Below are 25,249 nucleotides of genomic sequence, written 5' to 3'. Positions count from 1 at the left end.
ATTCAACAATTAAGCCGCAGGTTTATAAAAAATAAAATGTGGTATATTTTATAGTGGAAGACCTTATATTCGATCTTAAAAAATACTTCTTGATTTTCTGTTTAACCCCCGGCCATTGGCTTGTTAATTGATAAGAGAAAATGGAATCAATCATGATGTTGGTGAAAAAAATTGTGTTATTCTTTCTTCTGATCTGTTTTTCCTTTTCCCATGCTCAGGAAAAGAGGGATTCACTATATTATAAAATAGAACGGTTTTCAGATAAAAGGAAATTTACCAAGTTCCTTCACCGGCTTATATTCCGCAGGGAGCCCGATTCGGTTTCCGTGAAAACAACAACCGAAAAACAGACTCAGCAGACATATGACGGAAAGCACATCAGGAATATCCGTATAGAAACTACTGACCCGTTCGGTTACAGTTCCATAGATAGAAAAGAAAAATCCAGATGGTACGACTGGTTTACCAACCATCTTCATTCCAACACCAGGGTTTCTACGGTTAACCATTATCTGCTTTTTAAAAAAGGGGAGGAGTACAATGCCCAGAAGCTTTATGAATCCGAACGTCTTTTACGGGCCATGCCGTTTATCAACCGGGTAAATATCAGTGTATCCGACAGCACTTCGGGCCGGGATTCAATTGATGTGGTGGTAAAAGTACTGGATTCATGGAGCCTGAAACCCAGGGCAAGTTATTCCGGAAGCAAGATCGGGGTGGGGATTAATGAAGAAAACCTTTTGGGGTTAGGGCATGATCTGGATTTCCTGTACCGGAACGATTCTAAAGAAAAGCGGGATTATCTTCTGGGAAGCTATACCGCTTACAACCTGTGGGGATCTTATATCAGCGCCCGGATCTTAGGTGAGCGGGATTTCTATAAGAATGAAAGAATCCACCTCAATATAAGACGTGATTTTTTCTCGCCGTTAACCAAGTGGGCAGGCGGTTTCAGTCTTGAGTACTTTATGCGCCACGTCCTGCTGCCGCTTGAAGACGGTGCCGGTTTTCCGGAAGTGCAGATTAAAGTATACAGTCAGGATCTCTGGGGCGGTTATCAGATTCCCGTTTCTTCCGATCCGGAGACTAAAATTTCCAGCAATATCGCCCTGACCGGAAGATTTCAGAATTACCAGTACAAAGACAGCCCGGGAATAGATCAGTACGATTATTTCAGTTCGTACAGCAGTTTCCTGGCATCGGCAGGACTCATCCAGCGGAAATTTTCCATTGAAAAAAATATTTTTCAGTATGAGTTGCCGGAAGATATCTCCTATGGCTATTCGCTGAATGTGACATCGGGATTTCTTTCCAGAAGCAACAGAATAATACCGTATGCCGGAATTTCCGTTTCCTGCGGCGATTTTACAAAACTCGGTTACTTTACCGTAAAAGCCCAATTCGGAAGGTTCTTTAGCAAGGACCGTCAGAACCGTGAGTCTTTCCGGCTCGACGGGACGTATTTTACCAATCTTACCGACTGGAAGTTTGCTAAGGCCAGGCATTTCTTTTCCCCGACTTTAGCCTTGGGGAATCCACAGCACAACTATTCGTACCGGGACCGCCTCAATCTTTCCGTAGGGGACGAATTCCCTGTATTCAACGGCGATTATATCGGAACCAAAAAAATGGTGCTGAGGTATCAGCTGCAGCTTTTTATCAATAAATCCTGGAAGAATTTTCACTTCAGCCCGTATCTTACAGCGGCGGCAGGATGGCTTGCCATGCCCGATGAAAGGCTTTTGAAAACCCATACCAATACCAAGATAGGAATCGGGGTTCTGATTAATAATCCGTTTCTGGTCTTCAACAGGATACAGGTATCATTCACCTACTACCCGCGGGTACCTTTCGATAATAATCAGGTGTACGATTTCAACAGCAACCGGAATAATGTGCTGCCGCTCAACGGGTTCGGTACGGAAATCCCGCATTTTGTTAATTTCGGGAATTAGACTGGCAGTGTAAACCAGAATTCGGATCCCTGTCCTTCTTCGCTTTCCACACCTACTTTACCACCATGTTCTTTAATGATATCGCCGCTGATGAATAAACCCAGTCCCAGACCGGTAAATTTCTGTCCGTGATAATTGGTCCGGTAATAGCGTTTAAAGAGATGTTCCAGTTTTTCTTTCGGAATGCCGGGCCCCTGATCTTTCACGCTTATTTTGATTTCGTGATCGTCCGTTTTTTGGGCGGTGATGATGATCTGTTTCGATTCCGGCGCGTATTTGATGGCGTTGGAAATAAAATTAATCATTACCTGTCCGATTTGCTGATTATCAGCAACCACAGGTTGATCGATGTCTCCTTTGAAAATAATCTCCTGGTCGGTAATCTGCGAAAAGTTCGAACAGCAGTCGTCAAAAAGCTCGGAAATGGTAAACGGCCGCTTTTCGAGTTTGAGCTGGCCCTGTTCGATCCTGCTGGTATCCAGGAGGCTGTTGATTAATCCGGATAATTTATCAAGACTGGTGATCGATTGATTCAGGAGCTTATCCCGTGATTCCGGCGGCAGCCTGTCGTGCGACCGCTGCAGCAGCTGCAGAGAAGCTTTTAATGCAGTAACCGGCGTTTTCAGCTCATGGCTGGCAATGCTTATAAAATCTTCTTTGCCCCGGGTGATCATTCTTCTTGCGGTAACGTCCATGAAAGTGCCGATCCCGCCGGTAAGATTTCCCTCGGCATCGAAGAGGGGAGCGGCATTGATGGAAATATACCTGATTTCCCCTTCCGGAGCCTGAACGCCGATTTCATGGTCATATACCGGTTTTCCGGTAGACATCATAATAGTCATCGGATGCTCTTCTGAAGGCAGTGGCGTTCCGTCCAGCCTTAAGTTCTGCCACTGGGGATCATCATAGGTCCTTTCCTTTATCTTACTTTCGGAAAGACCCAGGATATGCTGGGCCATAGGATTGGCATACACCAGTTGCCCTTTGGCGTCAATCACGCCCACACCCTCTGCCATGGTTTCAAGAATTCCCTGGAGGCGCTGTTCGCTCTTTAATAAAGTCTCTTCCAGCACGCTTTTTTCAATAATAATTTCTTCACGCTCCCGGATGGCCATAACCTGCGGGGTAACTTCCACCGCCATATCAATAACGCCCGTTATTTTTCCGTTTTCAGTGAAGGGGGTATAATTAAAGGTAAAATATCCGTGTTCCAGCTGGCCGCTCCGGTTTAAAAGTACCGGATTTGAATGGTCGGAATTCGGTTTTCCGGATTTAAAGGTTTCGATCAGCATTTTTGCAGCCGGTTGACCTTCCAGTTCAGGAAGCACTTCAAACAGAGGTTTCCCGATAACGGAATGATCTTTTTCAATGAGTTTCAGCATGGCATCATTAATCATGGTAATAACAAACCGATCTCCTTTTAAGAGCATGATGGCCACGGGCGCCTGATCGATCAGGTTGCTGAAACTGATGTCGCTTTCTGATAATTTATTGTTAAGCTCGGTAATCGTATCGTTCAGGTCTTTCAGTTCCTGGTTTCTGGAGGTCAGGTTTTTGTTAAGATAACCCAAGTGGGTAATATCAGCCTGAAACTTTTGATTGCCGGACAAGAGTTCGCTGTTTTCCTTCCTGATCTGCTGGTTCTGATCGTGGAATATCCTATTCGAATCGCCAAGCTTCTCGTTGTTGATGGTATATTCTTCCCGTGTTCTTATTATTTCCCCTACATCTTTTGCTGTATGAAGAATGCAGTAGACCGCTCCTTCGTTGTTCACTACAGGTTTAAAGGTGAAATCGAAATAAGAAGTAACCCGCTGACCCTGTATTTCCAATGTTGCAGGCATTTCCTTTCCGGTATAGGCTTCGTTTGATTCCCATACCTGCTTCAGGATTTCTGTAAAAGGTTGACCTTCCATTTCAGGCAGCGCATCCTCGAATCTCTTGCCGATCACCGACTGATCCTTTCCCCAAAATGTAAGCATGGTATCATTAGCGAACTGAATGGAAAGTTCAGGACCCGTATAGATGGCCATTGCATCACCGGATTGTTGTAAAAGTTCAAGAAGCGGGTCTATCCCCAAAGCATAAAAAAAATGAGTCATTAAGTGAAAGGTGTTTTTATATGATTCAATCAACACAGCAAATTTACAAATTTTTATGTTAAATCTTATCCAATCATATTTAGATGCCGCAACGGTAGACGGACTCCACTGCTATTCTTTATAAGTAAATAAAATCACAGAATCATGGATCAGGTAATTCTTACCGGATTAATGGCTGTTACCCATTCGTTTTTTTTGCACGACGGGCAGTGTGCCGGGCCCTTTTCCAGTTTTTCCGTCCGGCCGCAGTAAGTGCAGGCATACATTCCGGGTAAAGGGATCTGTACCGATTTTTTGCCGTAGACTTTCGGCTGTACGGGCAGGCCGTATCTTACTTCGTCGTCGGTATAGTAATAAAAGCTGATATTGCCGTTGGTTTCCAGGATGGCGGTTTTGATCTGTCCCAGATGTTCGATGCTTGCCTGCCGCATTTCGGCGAAGAACTCATCTTTGGCGAAAGTATGGCTGTGGTCATCCAGCAGAGTAAACCGGCCTTCTTCGATAACGTAAAGCGGTTCGCCTTCAATCACTTTCTCGAACTGTTCGCTTTTGCTCGCCCAAAAAGTAATCAGCCGGTAGAGGATAATGATGGCCGCAAAAACGATCAGTGAAACAAAAATGGAAGCATCTTGCGTAAACATAGGATCACCGGCTGCAGAACCCATGGCGATAATAATCGCCACTTCGAAAATAGAAAGCTGCCGCACCCCTTTTTTTCCTGTAAGGCGCAAAACCAGAAGCACCATGCTGAACATCAGCAGGGTCCTGATCATAATTTCAGCAGCAAAATCGAAACTCAGGTCTCCAATGAAAATTTTTCTAAAATCCAATTGTACAGATATCCAATTCATGATTTCAGTCATGCAAAACATCAGCCATTATCCCTCCGGACATTGGTACTGCTTTTAAAAAACAGCAATAATTCTCAGGGAAAAATCATTTTTTATATTGAGCCCGTCCCAGCTTTTATTCAGAAAAAATGGAAGGCTCGCCAAGGTCATAATGATTGCTTTACCAGCGGCCGGGCCGGATAAGCTTGCAAAAATTCAAAATTCCTGGTTTCTCAATGAATTGAAAAATATAAATTTCCTTTTTTTTATTTAATAAAAAGGGGGTTAAATGACTTGAACTGAGAAGCGGCTTAATTCAGTGATCAATACTTATGAACAGGGGATTCTCCGGGATTTACAGAACGGTTGATCCTTTGTACGGCAGATTAAAAAAATCCATTATCTGATACGTTCACAGAAGTTTACTTTTTTATAATCAAAAAATACAGATACCACAAAAATGAATATTCAGGGATGATTAAACGTAAAACTCATTAAAGATTCATATCTTTGCGGCCTTATAAAACTGTTAAGTGACTTTAAAAAAACTAATACTATTAGGGGTATTCTCTATGCCCTTATCTCTCGGTGCCCAACGGGCAGTTTCCAGAATTTATTCAGATTTCGGTGGCTTTTGGGACAGTTCCAGTACCCTGTTGCCCGACAACAGCCACAACCTCCTTGCTTTCAGATGGGATGCAGACGGAAGCGGTACCGCCTACGCACCGGTGACATACAGTACCGGGGTAAATGATGCTGCGCTTACCACGGGCGGGGTGGCTTTCCAGGCCGGGACCTTTATATCCCTGCCCATTTATAATATTCCTGCACCGGGAAGCAGCACATTTATCGGAGTGGGAAAAATGTACGGAGGAAACGGGAATGTTTCACCGGTTCCGGTAAACAACAATATGGTGGAATATCTTTCCGACGGCGCCAACGGCCTCGGTCTGGGTTCAGCGATATTTAATATTCCCCAGGGTTCAAGCATCAGCTTAAACACGATGGGCATTGTGCCTGCTTCAATAGGAGACGGTGTTCCGGACCTCATTTTTACCCAGATGGGAAATCCATCTTCTGCAAATGATACCTATCACTTTGAAGACATTAACGGAAATATTGTTGGGACTACCTATTCGGTTGCTTTCAGCAATGTCCCGAGTATCGGCAGGGCATGCTGGAAATTCTATAACGCCAATGTAAATCCGCCTGCTTACAATGCCGGTACTTCCTCCGGTTGCGAAAGGGATATCAGGGTACTGGCTGCCGACTGGTCGGAATTCGGGATTACCTCTGCCAATTATCCGCAGGCCGTAAAGCTGATCCAGTCTTTTTCAGGCACTTCGGATCTTGCTTTTATCGGGGCTTATAATAAAGAATCCATCACTTTTGCAGCCAGCATTGCAGGAAGCGTTTTTAATGACAATAACGCAGGAACTCCTGACGGCAACGGGGCCGGAGGGGTAACGCTTAAGCTGTTCAGCAATAATGTTGAAATTCGCACTGCGGTTACCAATTCCCTGGGATTCTATTTTTTCGATAACATCAATACCAATGTCAATCAGGGGCCATACCGGGTCGATGTCATTACTCCATCCGGTTTTCAGGTAGTCGGAAACAGAGTCGGCACCACGTCTGCCAGCCTCGCGGTACAGTTAAGCAACAGTACCTCTACCGGTAATAATTTCGGGATTCATCAGCCGCCGGTCGCAAACAACGATCATCTGTCCGTAGAAAAGAACAGTTCAAAAAGTTTACTGATCACAGGCAATGATTCGGACCCCAACTCCGGGACCCTGGTGCCTTCTTCAATTAATCTCGTACCGCCTTCCGGTGCAGGCAGTCTTGTCTACAGCAACGGGCTGGTAAAAGGCTTTACCATGAGCGGGCAGGGAACCTGGCTGGTGGATAATGCGGGATTACTGACTTTTTCTCCGGTAAGCAATTTCTTCAGCACCACGAGTCCTTTCGGCTATACCATTAAAGATATGGCCGATTTAACGAGCAACCAGGCAACCGTTACTACAGCAGTTGATTACTGTACGAAACCCGGATTAGCCGGTACGCCGGATGCATATACGGATCTGGGAATATCTACGCTTTCATTACGGTACAAAAGCTGGCCTGCCGGTCCGGGCATCAGCAGCGGAGGGATCCCCAACGGTGCTTTGGCTCTGGAATCATCGGACAAGGGGATGGTTATTACCAGAGTTGCCGATACTTCCGTGATCGCGGCTCCCGTAAAAGGAATGATCGTCTATGACCGCAGTGCCCAGTGTATAAAATTATACAACGGATCGGTGTGGAACTGTATTAAAAGAAGCTGTAATGACTAATATGTACATGAAACTGATGATGAAAAAATATATACTGTTGTTTTTAGTGGCCGGAAATCTCGTAAGTGCCCAGGTTTCCATCGGTAAAAAGTCGCTTTCGGGAAGCAGCTCGATCCTGGAATTTTCAGGCATGACGCAGACCTTTGCTCCTGAAGATACGGAAACGGCTAATGTAAAGGGCATTATGCTTCCTGCAGTGGTCGTTACCCCTGTTTTTACTTCGGTTACCCCCTCTACAAATCATCCGCAAAACGGGACCTTTCTGTTTGATAAACAGATCTCCACAGTACGGATGTTTGAAAACGGAAACTGGATCGATATGACGGATTCGGGAAATTCTTCAGCTGCAATTCCTGTTACGGGAATCGAAATCGGCAGCGGCGTTATTATCGGAGCGTCGTCAAGCAGTGCCAAAGGAGCGCTGGTCTTGGAGGCATCCAATAAGGCACTGATCCTTCCGCATATCAAAAACCCGCATTTAACGGTTAAAAGTCCGTATCCGGGAATGATGTGTTTTGATACCGTAAGCAGGTCCGTGGCCGTGTTCGACGGAAATAAATGGAGCTACTGGAAATAGATCATATTTTCGTATTTCCCTTTCTGTAATTAAATAACCTCCGGATCAATGGGTTCCGGAGGTTTTATATGGTTTTCAGGCGAATTAATTCTTCTGTAAATTGCCGATCAGATGCTCAATTTTAACGATCACATCATCAATGTCAAAAGGCTTCGATACAAATACATCCGCCTCACAGGAATTGATGACGGTCGCTTCTTTTGCATGAGCGCTGATGATCATTACCGGCGTATTGGAAGTTAAAGGATCCTGCTTCAGCTCATTGCATAGATCAGTACCTAAACCGTCCGGTAACCGTACATCAAGAATAAAAATATCAGGAACTACGGATTTGTCTCTTTTATTAAATGCATCCGCAGTGGAAAAGGAACGTACATCATAATTCTCAAATGACAGGAGCAGCTGTAATGCATCTCTGATGCCTGTCTCATCTTCAACGATAAAAATTGTTTTCATATACGGTTGGCTGGCAAAAACAGAGCCAATCTTTATTTGCCAGGCTAATTTTTTTAGGTGCAGGTTAAAATACCTGGTCCGAAGCAGGCTGCATATTAACAGAATGGAAGCTGGAGGCTGGAAGTTTATCGGTTAATATGATCAGCCGAGAGTCAAAAAAAGTAAGCTTGACCGAACTTTAGGATTTCTTCTTTACCCATTTCACAGGAATTGCCGTGGCCATCCGGGGGATGCCTGAAATTTTTGGGCAGCTGGCCCGGGTTTACCTTTTTCAGGGTGCGCCCTTTTTATCTGCGGGCAGTTTGTCACCAATGCTTAGATGGTCTTATACGGGACTTCCGAAGACGATGAAATGAAAGCGAACAGCATCACCGGAAATACTAAAGCCATTTCCGCTGCAGCTTCCGATCTCACCCGGGCAAAAGCGATTTTCCACCAGGTTGAAGTTGCCGTAGCTCAGGCCGGATTGATGACGGTTCCGTTTCTTAAGACACATGCCTTATTTTCCTGCCGACTGTGGCATCAGGCATCGGCCGAGTCCCGATCATGGTACTGCCGTATTCTATGCTTCCCCGTCGATTCCACACAGCAAAAGATTTATAAGGGACAATCAGCATGATGATTCTGATCCCCATGCTCATCCGGGCCTGTCCTTCGGATCTGCGTCCGGCAATATGCTGGCCGGTAATCCTTCCTCGGCCATTATAACGGCCGCAATTGTATTTGCCCCAGCCGGAGGATATGTTTCTGCCATAAAGCCTGGTTATCAGCAACAGGAATCTTTTTAACAGCTGCTCATGATTTCAGTCATATGATACAACTGAAATATCCTCTATTTTTATCCCTGAAATTTTATAAATTGTATTTCGAGTGTATTTAAAAGGAATGGCAGATTGTTGTTCCTTTGTTTTTTTTCTCTGTTTTTTCCAGTTGCAGACGGGCTTTGAGATTTGTAAACAGCTGATTTGAATGTTATTTTTTAAACTACAAAACAGGCAAAAAATTATTTGCCTGCCTTTGCAATAGGTTTAATATTATATAATTTACGATACCAGTTGGTTGGTACCACAAATCTGTTTAATAGCACGGGCCACTCTTTTTCCGGCGGTATCACAGAAATCGAGTCCGGAGTAGTCCGGATTCAGTCCCGCAATATAGGGCACCGCCATGATGTATAGATTTTCTGTTGCTTCACCGTAATAGTCCAGGGCCTGGAAATGATCATTGATATTCAGTCCGTCTACCCGCAGGTAAAAATAATCCGGTTCTATTTTCAGGATGCGGGAAGGGTCTTCTTCAAAAGCTTCCGCACCATTGTTTTTGTCTTTAAATTTAAGATAGCCCGAACTGATGCTTCCGCCGTTACGCAGTCCCTCAAAAGGAATATCATTGAACTGTACCGGCTGCTGGCCGATGGCATCGATATACAATCGGTAGTGCTCCGCTTTCCGGTTTCCTGCATCGTCCCTGTAATGGTAAACCGCACCTTCATTTCCGTCCGGTTCCACATGGCTTTTGTCGTCCACGCTGATAAGGTTGATAATCCCTGCGTTGTACAGGGCGATAATTTCCTGATAGGAAGACTGTGGAAGAGAGGCGATAATTACCGAAATCAGCGGTAGGAGAGACTTGCGCATCCGCATCATATCCTCTGCCGAAAAATGTTTTGCCGGATAATTGATGGCATAGCTGAATGCCGCAAGCATTTCTTTCCAGGCAATCGTCTGATGTCTTTCGATGGATTTCTGTGCTTCGCGGTATTCTGCTTTAAAAAGCTCGAAGCTGTCCAGCTCATCCCGCAGGCCCAGCATCTTTTCTACAAATTCCTCAATGCTCAGATCTCTGATCTCGTTATAGAATTTCTCATTCTTTTTTTGCAGCGGCTTTTTGAAATTCCTTTCAAAAACATAATCCAGGCCTACAAAACCGCCGTTTTTCTGTTTGTATTCATAAATTTCCTCCTGCGACATGATCCAGCCTTCCGAATACGGGCTGCCTTCGGAATGGAACCGCAATGCCGGCAGATAGCCTCTTTTTGAAAAAAGGGTCATCGAAAAATTCCGGCTCTCTTCATGCGGGGTATAAGTATATTCATTATCTTTTTTTGTAAACGTACCGTTGAGGCGGGCCAGGGTTTTTACGGCATCCACAGCAGTAAGCGAAGTTCCCCGGATAGCTACCGCATGGTTGGTAATCCCTGTAAATTTGGATGGTGGGTAAGGAGAGTCATACCATCCCTGTACTTTTCCCTCGTTCTTTTTCGGCCAATGGTGTCCGGTGCAGAGAATGACACGGGAACAGATAAATTCATCGCCTTGGTCCGTCTTAATATGAAACGCATCATCTTTTTTATACATATCCGTTACTGCGGTTTCTTTATGAACATTTACCTCGGTGCCCGTTTTCCGGGCCTGGTTCAAAAGAAGCCTGAATTGCTCTTCCATATAATTACCAAGCAGCAACCTGGGGATTACCTGATATTCATTAATCTTTCTGTAATCACTGAAATCCTGATCTTCAGGATAAGGTTTACGCATGAGGTATCCGGTGAGGCTTTCCGGTAAATGGGGGAGTTCATTGGCTGATACGTTGGCTATATGCTCGGGGCAGGCACCGCGTTCGCTGTAAGGCATTCCTGCTCCAAGGCGGCTGCTCTTTTCAAAGATATATAACTGGTCGGGCAATACCTGTTCGGAGATAAGATGTTTGACGGTGAACAGAGCGGCAGGTCCCCCTCCGATGATCGCAATGCGGTCGGGTTTTTTCATGATGCTGATATTTTGCGGTTATTCTCAGATCATAAAAGCGGGAATCAGCAATAGCGAACAGCAGTATGTTTTTCGGTATTGCTGTTGTTTTACATCTTTATAAAAATCGGTCGGGAACACTATGATTACAAAATTACTGCTTATCCTTTTATGATCTCCGTCATAATTTACAATAAGTATGCCTGTAATTCGCCGTGTGGTACCTAAAAGTTACGGAACCGTATAAAACGGTTTCCGGACGGATAATTTACGGTTGTTTACGGTTTATATTGCTGTTGGCTGTTTACCGGGGCAGAGGGCACTGATGAGTGATTTTACCTGCAGCGGTCTCATTTTTTTGTCGACCTCCAGCCGGTTATAAAATCCGGTTTTTACAATCACCATGTTCTGGTCCGGGATCATAATGATGAACTGGCCGAGAAAACCGTAAAAGAACCGGCATTTTATTTCGTTCTCATCATCGGCCCAGATGGTGAAGCAGAATGCATCGTTTTCCGGAGTCGGGGTGAGCATCCGTCGGCAGTAATCTTCACTGATCAGCTGCCGGTCTTTCCACCGGCCGTTCTGCATGATCAGTTGCCCGAGCCTTGCAAAATCCCTGGCGGTAGCGTGGATGCAGCAGAAAGCTTTTTCCGTTCCTTTTTCATCGGTGCTCCATTTTGCCGGAAATTCCATGTTTAAACGTTTCCATATTTTCTCGGAAAGGTACGTTGCGAGATCCCGGTTAACGGCTTTTCGAAGCACCAGCCCCAGCAGCTGGGCGGCAACGCTCTGGTATTCATATCTCGTACCGGGCATTTCTATAAAATCAATATCAAAAACCTGTTCTGCCAGGTCTTCCACGAAATACTGTTTCGAATTTTCGGCAAAAGGGTGGCGGTATTCCTCGATCCAGTCGAATCCGGCCTGCATGGTCATCAGGTGCCTGACGGTAAGGTGTCTTCCGTAAAAACTTTCCCCATATTTTGGAAACAGGGTTGAAACCAGTTGGTCCTCGGATTCCAGGTAACCGTCATCAACAGCACATCCGACAAGGATAGACAGAATTCCTTTGGCCATGGAAAAAGAATTCATCAGGGAGGAGAAATCATGGTCCTTCCAGTATTGTTCGTGAAGCAGCTTACCGTCCTGTACCACCAAAAGAGAGGAAGCCCGGGTTTTTTTCAGTTCATCTAAAATCTCTTCTGAAAGCATATTGCGGTTGTACAGGGGATCTTTTTCCCAGGGTTCAGCGGTCATATTCGGAACCGGCCGGGAAGGAAATTTCCCTTCATCATCAATGGATGGGGTAACGGCTCCCTTTTTCAGATTCAGGGCGGCTGCTTTGAAAATATAGCCGTATCCTGCAAGACAGATGACTGCTGCTGCTGCTGAAGTTCCCAATGCGAATGCCGTTAGTATTTTTCTCATAAATTAATCTTGCAGTTAAAGACCGATCATTTTTTTCTGATATTATTGGCAGCCTCCATCCGAATTTACAACCTATGATCGCCGTTATTCTATTCCTCTAGTACCGGATCTTTTACTATCTACATAATATTATACCAAAACATTTAGACAGCCTGCCCGTTTAATATTTGCGCCGGATGTCGTATGTGGGGAATTTTAAAAATGATAAACCTTAATGGATTTTAATTGACTGATTAACAATGTTTTTTATTTAATTAATTTATCTCTTCTTTTTGAATTATATTTTATATATTTACACCACATTAAATATTAATTCATATGAAAAATTTCGAAAAACTTTCTAGAAACGCTTTAAAAAGCGTTAATGGCGGAAAAGGTTCAGCCTGTAAACTTACGATCTCAATTAATGGGACCACTGAAGTTCACACTCAATATTTCGCAGGTACGAATCAACAGGCATCTTCCGGTGCAAATGCTGCATGTGTAGAAATACTGAATGGCGGACATGGTGCTACAAGATGTAAATACGACTGTGCATATGACGGATTTGGCAATTAAGCTTTTAAACGCTAATGTAAGCAGGTTTTTATGCCTGCTTTTTTTGTTTATCCTATTTAATTGCAGTAATAAATCGGAAAATAAAGTTATTCCTGCTCCTGCCGGCGAAAATATTTTACCGCAATCCGTATCGGGTGATTCTTTAGAAATAATAATCAAAAACATACCACCTCAGACTGCGGCTTCCTTAATGTATAATGATTTCGATTTAAGCAGTAAGAATATTTATTTTGAGAATACATCCGGTATTTCCCGAACGGTCAGTCAAAAAATCTTGAAGCCGGTAAATTCTGATTATACTCTTTTGTACAGAACTTTTACCATGACGGATAATAAGTTTGTTCCTCATTATCATAATTATTTCATTGGCCAGCCTGTTGATCGGATAGAATTTGTGTTTAATGAAAAAAACGGTGACATAAAACTGGAGAATAATAACGGAACTGTCATAAACTATGACAACATCACCAATGCTTATCAGGAAATAACCAGGAAAACCAATAAAATTACCGCTTTACAGAAAGTACGGCAGATAGAAAATTTACATGCTGATAATAAGAAGAATTTTACAGATAATAATCTCCTGTCACTGAATGATCTGGTTTTTTATAAGCAGTTATCTTTACTATCGCCGGAAGATAAAAGAATACAGAATTATTTGTTAAGTCTGGAAAAGCCGGTTTGGAGTACGGATTTATTAGGTGTTATATATCAGTACCTGCAGGCAAAAAAAGACAGCATTTATCTGCTGAATTTAAATAAAAGTAAAAACAGCGTATATAACGGCTTAATAGAAATCGGAATTGCCAATCATCTGGTGCAGTATAAAGAAGGTAAATATCCGGACTATGCCAGGAATTTAGAATGGTTTGAGGATACAGAGTATTATAAAAATCATAAGGATTCACTGAAGAAGTTACTGGAAACCGATAAAAAACCAGAGTCTGTAAAAAATCAAATCTTATCATTTGATGTCCATGATGGAGATCGGGTCGTGAAATTAAAAAATGTGCTTTCAGCACATAAGTCCGGATATTATCTGCTGGATTTCTGGGCAACCTGGTGTATCCCGTGCTTACAAAATATAGAAGCGATGCATCAGATGGATTTACCCAAAGAGCTTGAAATCTTTTATATTAGTATGGACAGGACAAAGGATAAAGAAAAATGGTCTGGAAAAGCCCGGAATATGGATCTTTTCAATTCTTATTTATTTGCTGAGACTCAAAATAATAAAAATATAATCAGGAAAATTAATTTAAACGAGCTTCCCCGGTATATTTTACTGGATAAAGATTTTAATGTCGTACATCCTAACTTGGCAACACCCCAGGAAGCTGATTTTTTAAAGGAGTTGAAAACATACATGAAGTAACAAAAGCGGTTAACGGTCAGTTAACCGTTTTTTATTTGAAGTAATGATTTCGACATTTTAAGGAATGGTTTTTGTAACTTTTTGGCAGATCATTGAAACATATACAATCGAAATATTATGAAAATCTATCTACTACCGGTGACTGCTTTATTGTTGTTCAGCTGCAAGGAAAAAAACAAATCCAACGGAACCGGGCAGGCCGATACTGCCGTTACCCAAAACGATACTTTAAAGCTTCCGCCGCCTGATGAAAAAAGCGCCAAAAATAAGTTCAGCAACGTAATCGGCTGGCCTGCAGGCAAAACACCCACGGCTCCTGAAGGGTTCACCGTTACCCGTTTTGCGGAAAATATCAAAAGCCCGAGAAACATGATCCAGGCTGAGAACGGCGACATCTTTGTGGTGCTGTCCAATTCCGAACGTTCGGTTTCCGAGAAAATCGAGAACGACATCAGCGGGAAAAGCGATGCGGAAGTCGGCGGAAAATCGGCCAACAGGATCCTGATGTACCGCGATGCCAACAAAGACGGCATTCCGGAATCTTCGTCGGTGTTTCTGAGCAACCTGAACCAGCCGTACGGAATGCTGATCATCGGCAATCAGTTCTATGTAGCCAACACCGACGGCGTGTGGGTTTATCCTTATAAGCCCGGAGATACGAAGATTACCCAGCCGGGTAAAAAGATTGTAAGCCTTCCTGCAGGCGGCTACAACAACCACTGGACCCGGAACCTGATCGCCAATAAAGACCAGTCAAAAATATATATTTCCGTAGGATCCGGCAGCAACGTGGGTGAAAACGGGATGGAAAACGAACTGAGAAGGGCGGATATCCTGGAAGTAGGCCCGGACGGAAGAGGGGAGAAGATTTATGCATCGGGTCTCAGAAATCCTGTAGGCATGAGCTGGAACCCCGTAACCGGGGAACTCTGGACCGTAGTAAACGAAAGGGACGAACTGGGTGACGAGCTGGTGCCGGATTACCTTACGGGTGTGAAACAGGGGGCTTTTTACGGCTGGCCGTATGCGTATTTCGGAAAGAATGAAGACCCGAGAAGAAAAGGCGAAAAGCCGGATCTGGTAGCGAAAACCATCGTACCGGATGTTCCGCTGGGTAGCCACACGGCATCACTGGGATTAACCTTTTACACCGGGTCACAGTTTCCGGAAAAATATAAGAACGGAGCATTTATCGGCCAGCACGGGTCTTGGAACCGATCGTCACTGGTCGGATATCAGGTCGCTTTCGTTCCTTTTAAAGACGGAAAGGCTTCCGGTTCCTATCAGCCGTTCCTTACCGGTTTCATTGCCAACGAACCGAAAGGCGATGTATACGGCAGGCCGGTCGGCGTGCTTCAGCTTGCAGACGGATCCTTATTGGTAGCCGATGATGTAAGCGGTATCGTCTGGAGGGTAGCGTACAATAAGAAATAGTTCTAATTACCTGAAATAAAAACAGGCAGTCCGTAAGACTGCCTGTTTTTATTTCAGAAATTTATAAAGTTGCTGTAATCCGGTATTGGTTTGACACAGTTAGAATAACTTCCAGCATTCTTCTTACCATCTGCTTAAGTTAGCTCATTAATGCCGGTAAGAAGCACCGATAAAATAATGTTTCTGGGCCTGATGCTGGATCCCGTAATTAAGTCCTGCATCGACCTTGAAATCTTTGGCTATATCGATTTCAACCGCGGCATTAATGTAATTGGCCAGCTGATGGGCTTTAAAATCATAGGTGTAATAGGTTTCCGCAATCCCGTCGATCCCTTTGGTGATCGAATGGCTGACCGTCAGGGTCTGCAGCAGTTCCGTATGCATGGCAGGCTGATCGAGATCTTTCAGGCGGTCGACTTCTACCTGGAAACCCAGTTTCCATTCGCCGGGAAGCTTATACAGCATCGGAACAATCAGTCCTCCTTCAAAACGGCTCTCTTCATCATATCCGGACGTCGGAAATTTAACATACGGCAAAACGGCCATTACGAAATTCCCGTGGTCATTTCCGATCAGGTTTTGTTTAATCCTTACATTGATGTCTCCAAAACCACCGGTTCTCAGGATGCTTCCTGAAGACAGATCCCTTTCGCGCTGTACGCCGTACGTTTCAAAGCCGATCTGGATGGCCGTAGAACCGGTAAGGCCGAGTTTCAGGTTGCCGTGGTTAACCAGTACCGTGGAAACCTCTTTGGAATCCGATCTTTCTTTAGTCAGCCTTAACAGGTCGGTTTCATACTGAAAATGTCCCGCATCTATCGTATAGGCCGATTCGGTTACGTCCGGTCGGTCGGTCTCCATTTCCCGCATTAATGATTCCGGGACAGGATGAAAAAGGGAATAATGCTGCTCCTTATTTTCCTGCCCTCTGTACGCCGAAGGGAGAAGCAGCATGCTGTATATCAGGGCCGCAAAGTGATGGTTCTTATTCATTAATTAGTCTTTATGGGGTTAAACCGGCATTTGGCGCCATTACAAGCGGATCTAAAAATTTACCCGGATGTCTTCAGGTTCTTTCACTACAACCCGGATGCGTGTAGGATGGTCCATAATCTCATAGTCGAGGTCATCCGACAGATGATCACCGCTTTTCTTCTGTATTTTAATGTTGTCAAATCCCACCTCATCTTTCGATATTTCAAGGAAGTAGCTGTTCTGTTCTTCGTCGTGGGTAAAATGTTCTTTTTTAAATTCAATGAATTGCATATCTCTATTTTTTTGGTGTTTAAAAATCAATGGACCCTTGTCAGGCAGCCCTGTAAAAAGCAACACAAAAACAGAGCCACAAAATGAACAGAACCGCCTGAACAGGCCTGAAAGTGATTAACGTGGTATAAAAAAATGCCGATCCACAGGATCCGCATTTTGGATATGCTAAAAAAGCATGTATGCTTCCATAAATTCCAGGATGTCTTTATTGATGGTGTCTGCTTCCCGTGGCCAGCATTCCGCGAGGGAATCCCGGGTAGCTGGTCAGATTGCCCTTTGTCAGCAGTTTTGCCGATTCAGGCCGGGATTCCCGTAAGGGACGATCTGGTCGTCTTCGCCGTGCAGGACCGGCACCGGGATCTCCACCGCTTTCAGATCGTCTGTAAAACCCGTTTCGGAAAAAGCTTTTACGCCTGTTTATTTCTTTAGCAAGGGCAGGGCAGTGGCAGGAGGTAAAAATTAAACCGGTTTAATTTCGTACGGCCTGATGGGAAAAGTCTGGGACGGACGGAAGCAGGCTGTCGCGGATTTAATGATCTCTTTTATTCCGTCATAAACGGAGCGGTCGTGTTTCTTTAACCGGATTAGGATAAAGGTCCTGCTTACCTTTAGGGTTAACTGTTTTAAATTTAAAGCCGGAAATACGATTTCCCTGATGTAAGACCCTTCCTTTGAGACAATGATCCGTTTTGCCCGGTTTTTTGGCGGTATTGGTTTTTACAGGCCCCGAAATAGGGCACATTTCCAATAAAAGCCTGTTTTCTGTACGAATTCATATAAATTTTTTCTTCACAATTAGGCTGGAATTACCATAAAACCTATATTTGCAGCCTAAATTTTTGAAATAATGAAAGAACTAATTGAAAAAATCAACGCGGAATTTGAAGCTTTCACAACGGAAGCCAACCAACAGGTAGAAAAAGGAAACAAGGCAGCGGGAACAAGAGCTCGTAAATCAGCTTTGGAACTAAGCAAACTGTTCAAAGATTTCAGAAAAGTTTCTGTAGAAGAAGCAAAAAAATAGTTGTTCTGAAAAAACCGGCTTTCTGAGCCGGTTTTTTTATAGTCAGTTGTGAACGGTGAATTTTGCTTACCCAAGTCAATAGTGAATTTAAAAGAATTGGAAAGCGCAGCGGATTGACCATGGACCATTCACTTTGTAAACCACCCCGTCAAAAATTCCTTGAATTTTCGACACCCCTCCAACGCCGGAGGGGAACTGAGATTAAGGCTATTGTCCGGGTTTGATGATTGAGCCGTCCGTATTTATATGTATGAACAGAAAATTAATAATTTCCAATTAAAAAATTGGTCATCATCCATTTTAAAATCACCATAAAACTGACAAGCGCAGCTTATGAAACCATTCTTCCCTGCCTGCCGCCAGTGAATTTTGCTTTGCCGGTAAATGATGAATTTTAAAATTCACCATTCGCCATTAGTCCTTTCCCTTTTAATTGACGAGCGCATCGGATTGACCATTTATAATTTACCGATTAGCCGTCCGTTGTTTTCGGCAGATTTTAAAGCCAGCATGCTTCTGATTTCTATCATTTTCTTTTCTTTTACGATATAGGTTTTGCAGATTTCATTATTCATGTACATACTCATGTTTGTTCTCATTCTGGTTTGGGTACCCATCGCAACCGTTGTGGAGGTATGTTCTGAAAAGGAAGGATAAAAATTGGCCAGACACAAAAAGTTTCTTTTCAGCGATGTAAAAAAATCGGGATAATTTCCAAAATCATCAATTACCTTCATTCTGAATAATTTTTTGCCCAGTGTATTTCCCCAGATAACTTCGGTAATACTGCCCGTAATGATAACACCGGGTATCGAATAAAGGAACGAGAGTGCGGGATCCTTTTTAAACAGAAAAAGGAAAATCAGGAAAAAAATAAGCATGTCGATTATTTTAGCCACTTCCCTTTGTTTATCGAGGTCAGACAAACTGTTTTTATAAGGCAAATCGTATTCGAAAAAATCGTAAATACGGTTTCCGTCTGCATCAAAATCCCGGGTAGCCCTGCGAGTGATTTTCTTTTCCTTAAGCTCTGAAATTCTCATGACCATTCACTTTAAAGGATCATGCTCAGCTGGACCCTTTTCCTCGCTTCATCCACATCCGTTACCTTTACCTGTACGTGCTGGTGCAGCTTCACCACTTCATTCACATCCGAAACAAAACCTTCTTTCAGCTGGGAGATGTGTACGAGCCCGCTTTCTTTGATGCCCAGGTCCACAAAGCATCCGAAAGCCGTGATGTTGTTCACGATCCCCGGAAGGATCATTCCTGTTTTGAGGTCTCTGATGCTTTTCACCTTCGGGTCAAACTCGAACACTTTAGCCGCTTTCCTCGGGTCGAGGCCGGGTTTTTCCAGCTCTTTCAGAATATCTCTGATGCTTAAGATCCCGATGTCTTCGGTGATGTACTTTTCAGGCTGGATCAAAGCAATCTTTTCTTTATTGGCAATCAGTTCATCGGTTTTAATGCCGAGGCCTTTCGCCATTTTTTCCACAATTCCGTAGGCTTCCGGGTGGACGGCAGAATTGTCCAGCGGGTTTTTCGCCTGATGGATCCTCACGAATGCCGCCGCCTGCTGGAAAGCCTTTTCGCCTAATCGCGGGACCTTTTTCAGCTGCTTCCGGTCTTCAAAAGCCCCGTTTTCCGTGCGGTAGTTTACAATATTTTCCGCCATCTTTTCGCCGATTCCCGAAACGTAGCTCAGCAGGGATTTGCTGGCGGTATTGAGGTTGATCCCGACCGCATTGACGCATTTCATTACCGTAGAATCCAGTTCGTTTTTCAGCCGGGCCTGGTCGACATCGTGCTGGTACTGCCCGACGCCGATGGATTTCGGATCGATCTTTACGAGTTCCGCCAGCGGATCCGCCAGCCTTCTCCCGATGGAAACCGCACCGCGGACCGTTACATCATAGCTCGGAAACTCATCCCGGGCAATTTTACTGGCCGAATACACCGAAGCCCCGGCTTCCGAAACCACGAAAACCTGCAGAGGCTTGTCGAAGGCAATCTTTTTAATGAAAAATTCGGTCTCGCGGCTGGCCGTTCCGTTCCCGATGGAAATCGCTTCAATCTGATAGGCATTCACCATCGACCGGATCTTTTTCATCGCCATTCCGCTCTCGTTCTGCGGAGCGTGGGGATAGATGGTCTCGTTGTGGAGAAGGTCGCCCTTTTCATCCAGGCAGACGACTTTACAGCCGCTTCGGTATCCCGGATCGATGGCCAGGATCCTTTTTTCGCCCAACGGCGGAGCCAGCAGGAGCTGGGTCAGGTTTTCAGAAAAAATCTCAATGGCTTTTTTATCCGCTTTTTCTTTGGCTTCCTGCAGGGTTTCGTTGGAAATGGCAGGTTCCAGCAGCCTTTTGTAACTGTCTTTAATCGCTGAGGCAACCTGATCCGAAGATTCGTTGTTGGATTTGATCACCGCTTTTTCAATAAATTCGAGGGCTTCCTCTTTGTCGATTCCCACATTGGTTTTTACGAAACCTTCCGCCTCTGCCCTCAGCATGGCCAGAAGCCGGTGGGAAGGCGCGCGGCTGAGGTTTTCCTCCCATTCGAAATACTGGGAGAATTTCTGGGCTTCTTCTTCCTCTTTTTTCGCTTTTACGGCTTTGGAAGTAATCACTGCTTTGCGCTGGAACAGGCGGCGGAGGTTTTTCCGCACGTACATATTTTCGTTGATCCATTCTGCCATGATATCCCTCGCGCCCTGCAAGGCTTCCTCTTCCGAAGAAACCCGGTCGTTCAGGTATTTTGAAGCCAGAAACTTTAGATCCTGCGCTTTCTGGCTCATGATGATTTTCGCCAAAGGTTCCAGGCCTTTTTCCTTGGCCGAATCCGCCCTGGTCTTTTTCCTTTTCTTAAAAGGCAGGTAGAGGTCTTCCAGTTCCTGGAGATCGAAGCTTTCCTGTAGCCGCTGATGCAGTTCGGGGGTCAGGGCATCCTGCTCGCCGATGGATTTGAGAATGCTTTCCTTTCTTTTTACCATATCCTCAAACTGCTTATTCAGCCTGGAAATCTGTTCGATTTGCGTTTCATCAAGATTGCCGGTCCGGTCTTTCCGGTAACGGGAAATAAAAGGAATCGTGCAGTCTTCGGCCAGCAGGTTCAGCGTGGCATTGATGCTTTTTTCGGGTATATTGAGGGATTGTCGGATATAGCTGGTGGTATTCATCTGAAATTTTAAACGGCTAAAATACATTTCTTTTTAAAAAATAAGTCCGGCAAATAAAAAAAACAGGATGCTGCGATCCTGTTTTTTCAATATATTCTTAATGTCCGTTTGAATTTAGCGTTTCTCTTTAAGAAATCAGGATCATTTAGCTGAAAAATCAAATGTATAATCCGCTCAGGCTTTTGCCGTCTGAATAAACGAGACAGTCAGAAGATGTCGGCATACGTTAGTGAATCACTTCGTTGTAATAAACCGGCATGCCGTTTTTTTCATCATATCCAATGATGATGACCTTAAAGTCTTTGGCATCATCATTATTGAAGAACTGTACGGTCGACGCTTCATCGGGCTTGGCCTGCAAATTGGTGCTCCAGTAAAGGGTGGAACGGAAATCCTGTGGAATGGTTTTGAAGGTTTCGTCACTGTAAGTGGGAACGGTAAACGGTTCCTGCTTGTCAAATCCTTTTAAAGAAATCTGTTTCAGTTTGCTCGGAGCCGTAGAATCCGATGGAGAACCGGTAATTCCGCCGCGTTTGGTATAGATGGCAATGGCACCGCTACTGCCGGATCCGATGGCATACGCGTCTTTCATTACTTTTACCATCGCAATGTCTGCCGTTGAGATAGAGTTGATCGTGGATGGGTCTACCCTCATTTCATCCAGGTAAATACTCGCGGTTTGTCCTCTTAACCGTGGAATATAATTGCCCATGCTGGATTCAATTGTGAGTCCGGCTACTCTTCCCTGCAGCCATTGCAGAATATTCATAGAGCCTGTTGCACTGTTGTTGTCGTTTACCAGATCAAATACCGTTTCGCTGGCGCTTCTGAACATGGGACTGCTGAGTTTGTCGTTAAGTTCTTTTGTCCTGTTCTTTTTTACGGCTTTCAGTTTTACTTCCTCGATAAGGGTTGCTTTTTCGCCCATGAAGTTGTAGATGTTTTTCTCTGCAGCATATCTTTGTATCTGCGGGTCGGATTTATGGTCTTCCGTGCGCGGAACCAGGATGTAATTGCTTTTGGGAAGGCTGTTTTTAAAAGGGACAAATGTATAATCGGGCTGAAAGATCACCTGAACCTGCTCCTTGGGTATTTTCGGGTCATTCAGCTGATAGGAAAACTTAATGGCATCTTCAAAATACAGTCCTTTCAGGGTAAAAAATCCCGCCGCATCCGTTTTTATACTGTAGAATTTTATACCGTTGCCGGGCGTATTGAACAGGAGGTTCATATCTGTATCGGCAGCGGGTTTTCCCTGGATGGTAACCTTTCCTTTGTAAGAAATATAAGGCTGTGGCTGGTAACGGATGATCGGATAGGTCCCCGACATGATCATTTTCCAGTCGAATCTTTTCCATTTTTCGGAAATGAGAAGGGCATCCAATGCATCTGAATTGTGGTTTTTGGTAAAATACTGTGAAGGGCGGTCTATTTTTGAAGGAATATCACCGGTCAGCCAAAGCGTACTCAGCAGGCTGTTCTGATCTTCCGAGCTTTCGGCTTTTCCATCCATCACCAAAACCGTATAAGGGCTGCTTTCCGATGGTTGGGTGATATTGAACGTATTTGAAGCCCTCGGGTTTTCATTCAGGGCCAGACCGGAGAGTACCGGCTGCTTTACTTTCAGGAGATCGGGCTGCACGAAGCAGAGCCTCTGCGCCACTACGTTTTCCTGTTCATCGAAAACCGTAAGCTGGAGGATCCCGTTGATCAGCTGTTCAGCGGGAATGGTGTAAGTCTGTCCCGGCATTTTAGCAGAACGGGCTTTGAAAACAATCTGGTTGCTGACGGTCCCTATGATTTTATAGAGGGTTCCCGGAGCTGTATTTTTTGATCTTAATGAAAACCTTACCGCATCGTTACCGGTTTTTACCTGCAGGCTGACTCCAGAATCCTGTACCTGGGGAAGATCAACGTTTTGCCGGTTACCTTTGGTATCTTCGGCCGTCAGGCGATATTGAACCCCGTATTTCGGGATGAATGAAAATGAGCCTACATTACCGTCAAAACCTTTAAAGGAAGCGAGTTTCACTTCAGGACTGCGGGTGTCCACAATGTATCCGCTCCAGTCGGCAGGTGATGTACCCGGTGACTGCAGCCGGACGGCTACTTTTGTTTCGATGCCGTCTACCAGATTTCCGCTTTCGGGAAATACAGCGGCAGTCCACGGCGCATCCGTAAGGGGCTGGATTTTATCTGCGGAAGAAGGATTGTATACGGCAATCTGTCTGACCAACTGAAAATCTTCACTGAAATTCGCCATCCACGTCGTATAAGCCCTGACGTAATAGATTCCCTCCTTTAAACTTTCAGGAAGCAGAAAATTTCCGTCGGCTTCCCCCTGGATAATCGGAAGCATCTTTTTTGTGATCAATGTCTTATTACTGTCGTAGAGTTCGACGAACAGGGAAGTGGAAATATCGGACGGATTGTAGCCTTCGAAGACAAAAGCTTTGAACCAGAGCTTTTCCCCGGCGATATAGCTGTTTTTATTGAACAGCAGATGTACTTTTTCCTGTGGGTATTTGCCGGTATATATTTCCATAGCCTCTTCGGCTTTCTTTTGGGCTGCGAGATTGCTGCAGGCTGCTATGAGCAACAGCGCGGGTATTAGTTTTTTTAGCATAAATCGAAATACTTGTGTTTTAAATTGTGGTGTAAAAATACATGATTTGTTGTTATGCTACAAGCCGGTGAGTTTAAACATTTATGAATAATGGAATCAAAAGGCTGGAAGAGGGGAGCTGAAAGCCGGAAGTTTTGTCGCAATATCACAACAGGAAACTTTGACCATCGAATAAGTATGGTTTCTTCCTTTGTCAAGGATAAAGCTACATCTAATCCTAACCAATAAGTTAAACTTTTTAACAATAACCAATTAAATTATCGGATTAACAGTAATGCTTTCAAAGTGATCATTGATCTTAAATCGTTATTCCGGATGAGGTCAAAAGTTTTAATAAAAATCTGCCAGAGATTATATTCAGGAGAAATTCAGGCATCCTTATAAAGTGTATTCGTATTCCGGATTTTTTTAACGAATACCTCATTTATTGATGTAGGTCAAGAAATCAGGGCAGGGAAGTATTTATCTTTGGCTTTTCAATGAAAATTCTTGTGGGATGTTTCATTTTGCTTATATTTAAACCTATAAACTTTTTAATAAAATAAATAATATGAAAAAACTTAGTGTTATTGCATTGGTGGCTGTAGGAATGCTTGCCGCATCTTGTAACAAGGACAAATCCGCTGAAAATGCAGCGACATCTACCGAGAAAACCGTAGCGGAAAGCAAAGGCGAAGTATTGCCGGTAGATGCCGCAGGTTCTGTGGTAAACTGGAAAGCTTTCCACAAAGGGGGGATGGCTCCGCGTTGGGGAACTTTAATGGTAAAATCAGGAGATCTTAGCGTTGAAAACGGAAACGTAACGGCCGGAAACTTCGTGATCGACATGAACTCCCTGAAAGTAGATCCGGCTTCCGTAACCGAAAAAGACAAAAAATACACGGATCTTGAAGCCCACTTAAAGAACCCTGATTTCTTCGATACGGCTAAAAACCCGACAGCCGATTTCAAAATCACCAGCGTAACCGATCTTAAAGAACCGTCTAAAGACGCCGTAGCCGGAGCCAACAAAACCGTAAGCGGAAACCTTACCCTATCCGGAAAAACAATGAACGTGACCTTCCCGGCTAAAGTAGACGTTATGGAAAACGCCGCCTCCGTACAGGCTAAATTCACCGTAAACAGAGCCGACTGGGGCATCAAGTTCGGAACTTCCGAAACCGATCCTGCAGAATGGATGATCAGCAAAGACATCGAAATTGCAGTCGACGTAAAAGCAAAAAAATAATATTGTTAGATCTAATCTTGTAGAGCTGCTTCTTTTAGGGGTGGCTTTTTTTGTGTTTAAAAACTAAAAAATCCCACGGAGTACGCAGGATTAAAGATTTTCTTCGGCTTTTAGCCTTATTGT

General features: G+C 44.2%; 19 protein-coding genes. 9 read left to right on the top strand and 10 right to left on the bottom strand.

The window, feature by feature from the left end; all coding sequences use genetic code 11:
- Positions 1-173 precede the first annotated feature (173 nt).
- Complete coding sequence (locus FY557_RS13950; protein ID WP_228451792.1) at positions 174-1,955, top strand: hypothetical protein; 1,782 nt, start codon at positions 174-176, stop codon at positions 1,953-1,955.
- Here FY557_RS13950 and FY557_RS13945 read toward each other — a convergent pair.
- Together FY557_RS13945 and FY557_RS13940 are read right to left on the bottom strand one after the other, a co-directional pair.
- Positions 1,952-4,057 carry an ATP-binding protein gene (locus tag FY557_RS13945; RefSeq protein WP_149247850.1) on the bottom strand — a complete coding sequence of 702 codons (2,106 nt, stop codon included), beginning with the start codon at positions 4,055-4,057 and terminating at the stop codon, positions 1,952-1,954. The genes FY557_RS13950 and FY557_RS13945 overlap by 4 nt on opposite strands.
- A gap of 149 nt (positions 4,058-4,206) precedes the next feature.
- Entirely contained in the window at positions 4,207-4,908 is a 702-nt protein-coding gene (locus FY557_RS13940; RefSeq protein ID WP_149247849.1) for a DUF421 domain-containing protein, read from the bottom strand.
- A gap of 512 nt (positions 4,909-5,420) precedes the next feature.
- Between FY557_RS13940 and FY557_RS13935 the strand changes: the two genes are divergently transcribed.
- Both FY557_RS13935 and FY557_RS13930 read left to right on the top strand, forming a co-directional pair.
- A complete protein-coding gene (locus FY557_RS13935) occupies positions 5,421-7,223 on the top strand; it encodes an Ig-like domain-containing protein (protein ID WP_149247848.1) in 1,803 nt (600 codons plus the stop codon).
- Entirely contained in the window at positions 7,216-7,800 is a 585-nt protein-coding gene (locus FY557_RS13930) for a hypothetical protein (protein ID WP_228451791.1), read from the top strand. Before FY557_RS13935 ends, FY557_RS13930 begins: the two co-directional genes overlap by 8 nt.
- 84 nt (positions 7,801-7,884) lie before the next feature.
- Here the strand turns inward: FY557_RS13930 and FY557_RS13925 are convergent, their stop codons facing one another.
- On the bottom strand, positions 7,885-8,256 hold the full coding sequence (locus FY557_RS13925; RefSeq protein WP_149247847.1) for a response regulator: 372 nt from the start codon (positions 8,254-8,256) through the stop codon (positions 7,885-7,887).
- 319 nt (positions 8,257-8,575) lie between these two features.
- On the opposite strand from FY557_RS13925, the gene FY557_RS13920 reads away from it, so the two are divergent.
- Entirely contained in the window at positions 8,576-8,875 is a 300-nt protein-coding gene (locus FY557_RS13920; protein ID WP_149247846.1) for a hypothetical protein, read from the top strand.
- Between the two features lie 424 nt (positions 8,876-9,299).
- Here the strand turns inward: FY557_RS13920 and FY557_RS13915 are convergent, their stop codons facing one another.
- Positions 9,300-11,024: an FAD/NAD(P)-binding protein gene (locus FY557_RS13915; protein ID WP_149247845.1), complete on the bottom strand. Its 1,725-nt coding sequence runs from the start codon at positions 11,022-11,024 to the stop codon at positions 9,300-9,302.
- Between the two features lie 264 nt (positions 11,025-11,288).
- Positions 11,289-12,434, bottom strand: a complete 1,146-nt coding sequence (locus FY557_RS13910) for a serine hydrolase domain-containing protein (protein ID WP_149247844.1) — start codon at positions 12,432-12,434, stop codon at positions 11,289-11,291.
- Positions 12,435-12,752: 318 nt separating this feature from the next.
- Between FY557_RS13910 and FY557_RS20150 the strand changes: the two genes are divergently transcribed.
- From FY557_RS20150 to FY557_RS13900, 3 genes are all read left to right on the top strand, one after another.
- Positions 12,753-12,992: a bacteriocin-like protein gene (locus FY557_RS20150; RefSeq protein ID WP_185151734.1), complete on the top strand. Its 240-nt coding sequence runs from the start codon at positions 12,753-12,755 to the stop codon at positions 12,990-12,992.
- Between the two features lie 304 nt (positions 12,993-13,296).
- Positions 13,297-14,367, top strand: coding sequence for a TlpA family protein disulfide reductase (locus tag FY557_RS13905; RefSeq protein WP_185151733.1), 1,071 nt, complete (start codon positions 13,297-13,299; stop codon positions 14,365-14,367).
- Between the two features lie 117 nt (positions 14,368-14,484).
- The gene (locus FY557_RS13900) at positions 14,485-15,801 is read left to right on the top strand and encodes a PQQ-dependent sugar dehydrogenase (protein ID WP_149247842.1); all 1,317 of its coding nucleotides are present in this window, start codon (positions 14,485-14,487) and stop codon (positions 15,799-15,801) included.
- A gap of 147 nt (positions 15,802-15,948) precedes the next feature.
- On the opposite strand, the gene FY557_RS13895 is transcribed toward FY557_RS13900, so the two are convergent.
- Complete coding sequence (locus tag FY557_RS13895; protein WP_149247841.1) at positions 15,949-16,794, bottom strand: transporter; 846 nt, start codon at positions 16,792-16,794, stop codon at positions 15,949-15,951.
- A gap of 51 nt (positions 16,795-16,845) precedes the next feature.
- Positions 16,846-17,067, bottom strand: a complete 222-nt coding sequence (locus FY557_RS13890; protein ID WP_149247840.1) for a hypothetical protein — start codon at positions 17,065-17,067, stop codon at positions 16,846-16,848.
- A gap of 850 nt (positions 17,068-17,917) precedes the next feature.
- Between FY557_RS13890 and FY557_RS13885 the strand changes: the two genes are divergently transcribed.
- A complete protein-coding gene (locus tag FY557_RS13885) occupies positions 17,918-18,094 on the top strand; it encodes a histone H1 (protein WP_149247839.1) in 177 nt (58 codons plus the stop codon).
- 458 nt (positions 18,095-18,552) lie between these two features.
- On the opposite strand, the gene FY557_RS13880 is transcribed toward FY557_RS13885, so the two are convergent.
- The 3 genes from FY557_RS13880 to FY557_RS13870 form a co-directional block, all read right to left on the bottom strand.
- Positions 18,553-19,137 (bottom strand): RDD family protein, encoded by a 585-nt coding sequence (locus FY557_RS13880; protein WP_185151732.1) that lies wholly within the window; start codon positions 19,135-19,137, stop codon positions 18,553-18,555.
- 11 nt (positions 19,138-19,148) lie between these two features.
- Positions 19,149-21,272 carry a Tex family protein gene (locus FY557_RS13875; RefSeq protein WP_149247837.1) on the bottom strand — a complete coding sequence of 708 codons (2,124 nt, stop codon included), beginning with the start codon at positions 21,270-21,272 and terminating at the stop codon, positions 19,149-19,151.
- A gap of 226 nt (positions 21,273-21,498) precedes the next feature.
- Positions 21,499-23,898, bottom strand: coding sequence for a hypothetical protein (locus FY557_RS13870; protein WP_149247836.1), 2,400 nt, complete (start codon positions 23,896-23,898; stop codon positions 21,499-21,501).
- 550 nt (positions 23,899-24,448) lie between these two features.
- Here FY557_RS13870 and FY557_RS13865 point away from each other — a divergent pair.
- Positions 24,449-25,126: a YceI family protein gene (locus FY557_RS13865; protein ID WP_149247835.1), complete on the top strand. Its 678-nt coding sequence runs from the start codon at positions 24,449-24,451 to the stop codon at positions 25,124-25,126.
- The last annotated feature ends 123 nt before the right edge of the window (positions 25,127-25,249 follow it).

This window comes from Chryseobacterium sp. SN22, from assembly GCF_008329705.1.
Lineage (GTDB): Bacteria > Bacteroidota > Bacteroidia > Flavobacteriales > Weeksellaceae > Chryseobacterium.
This window is presented reverse-complemented; position numbering and strand designations above follow the sequence as displayed.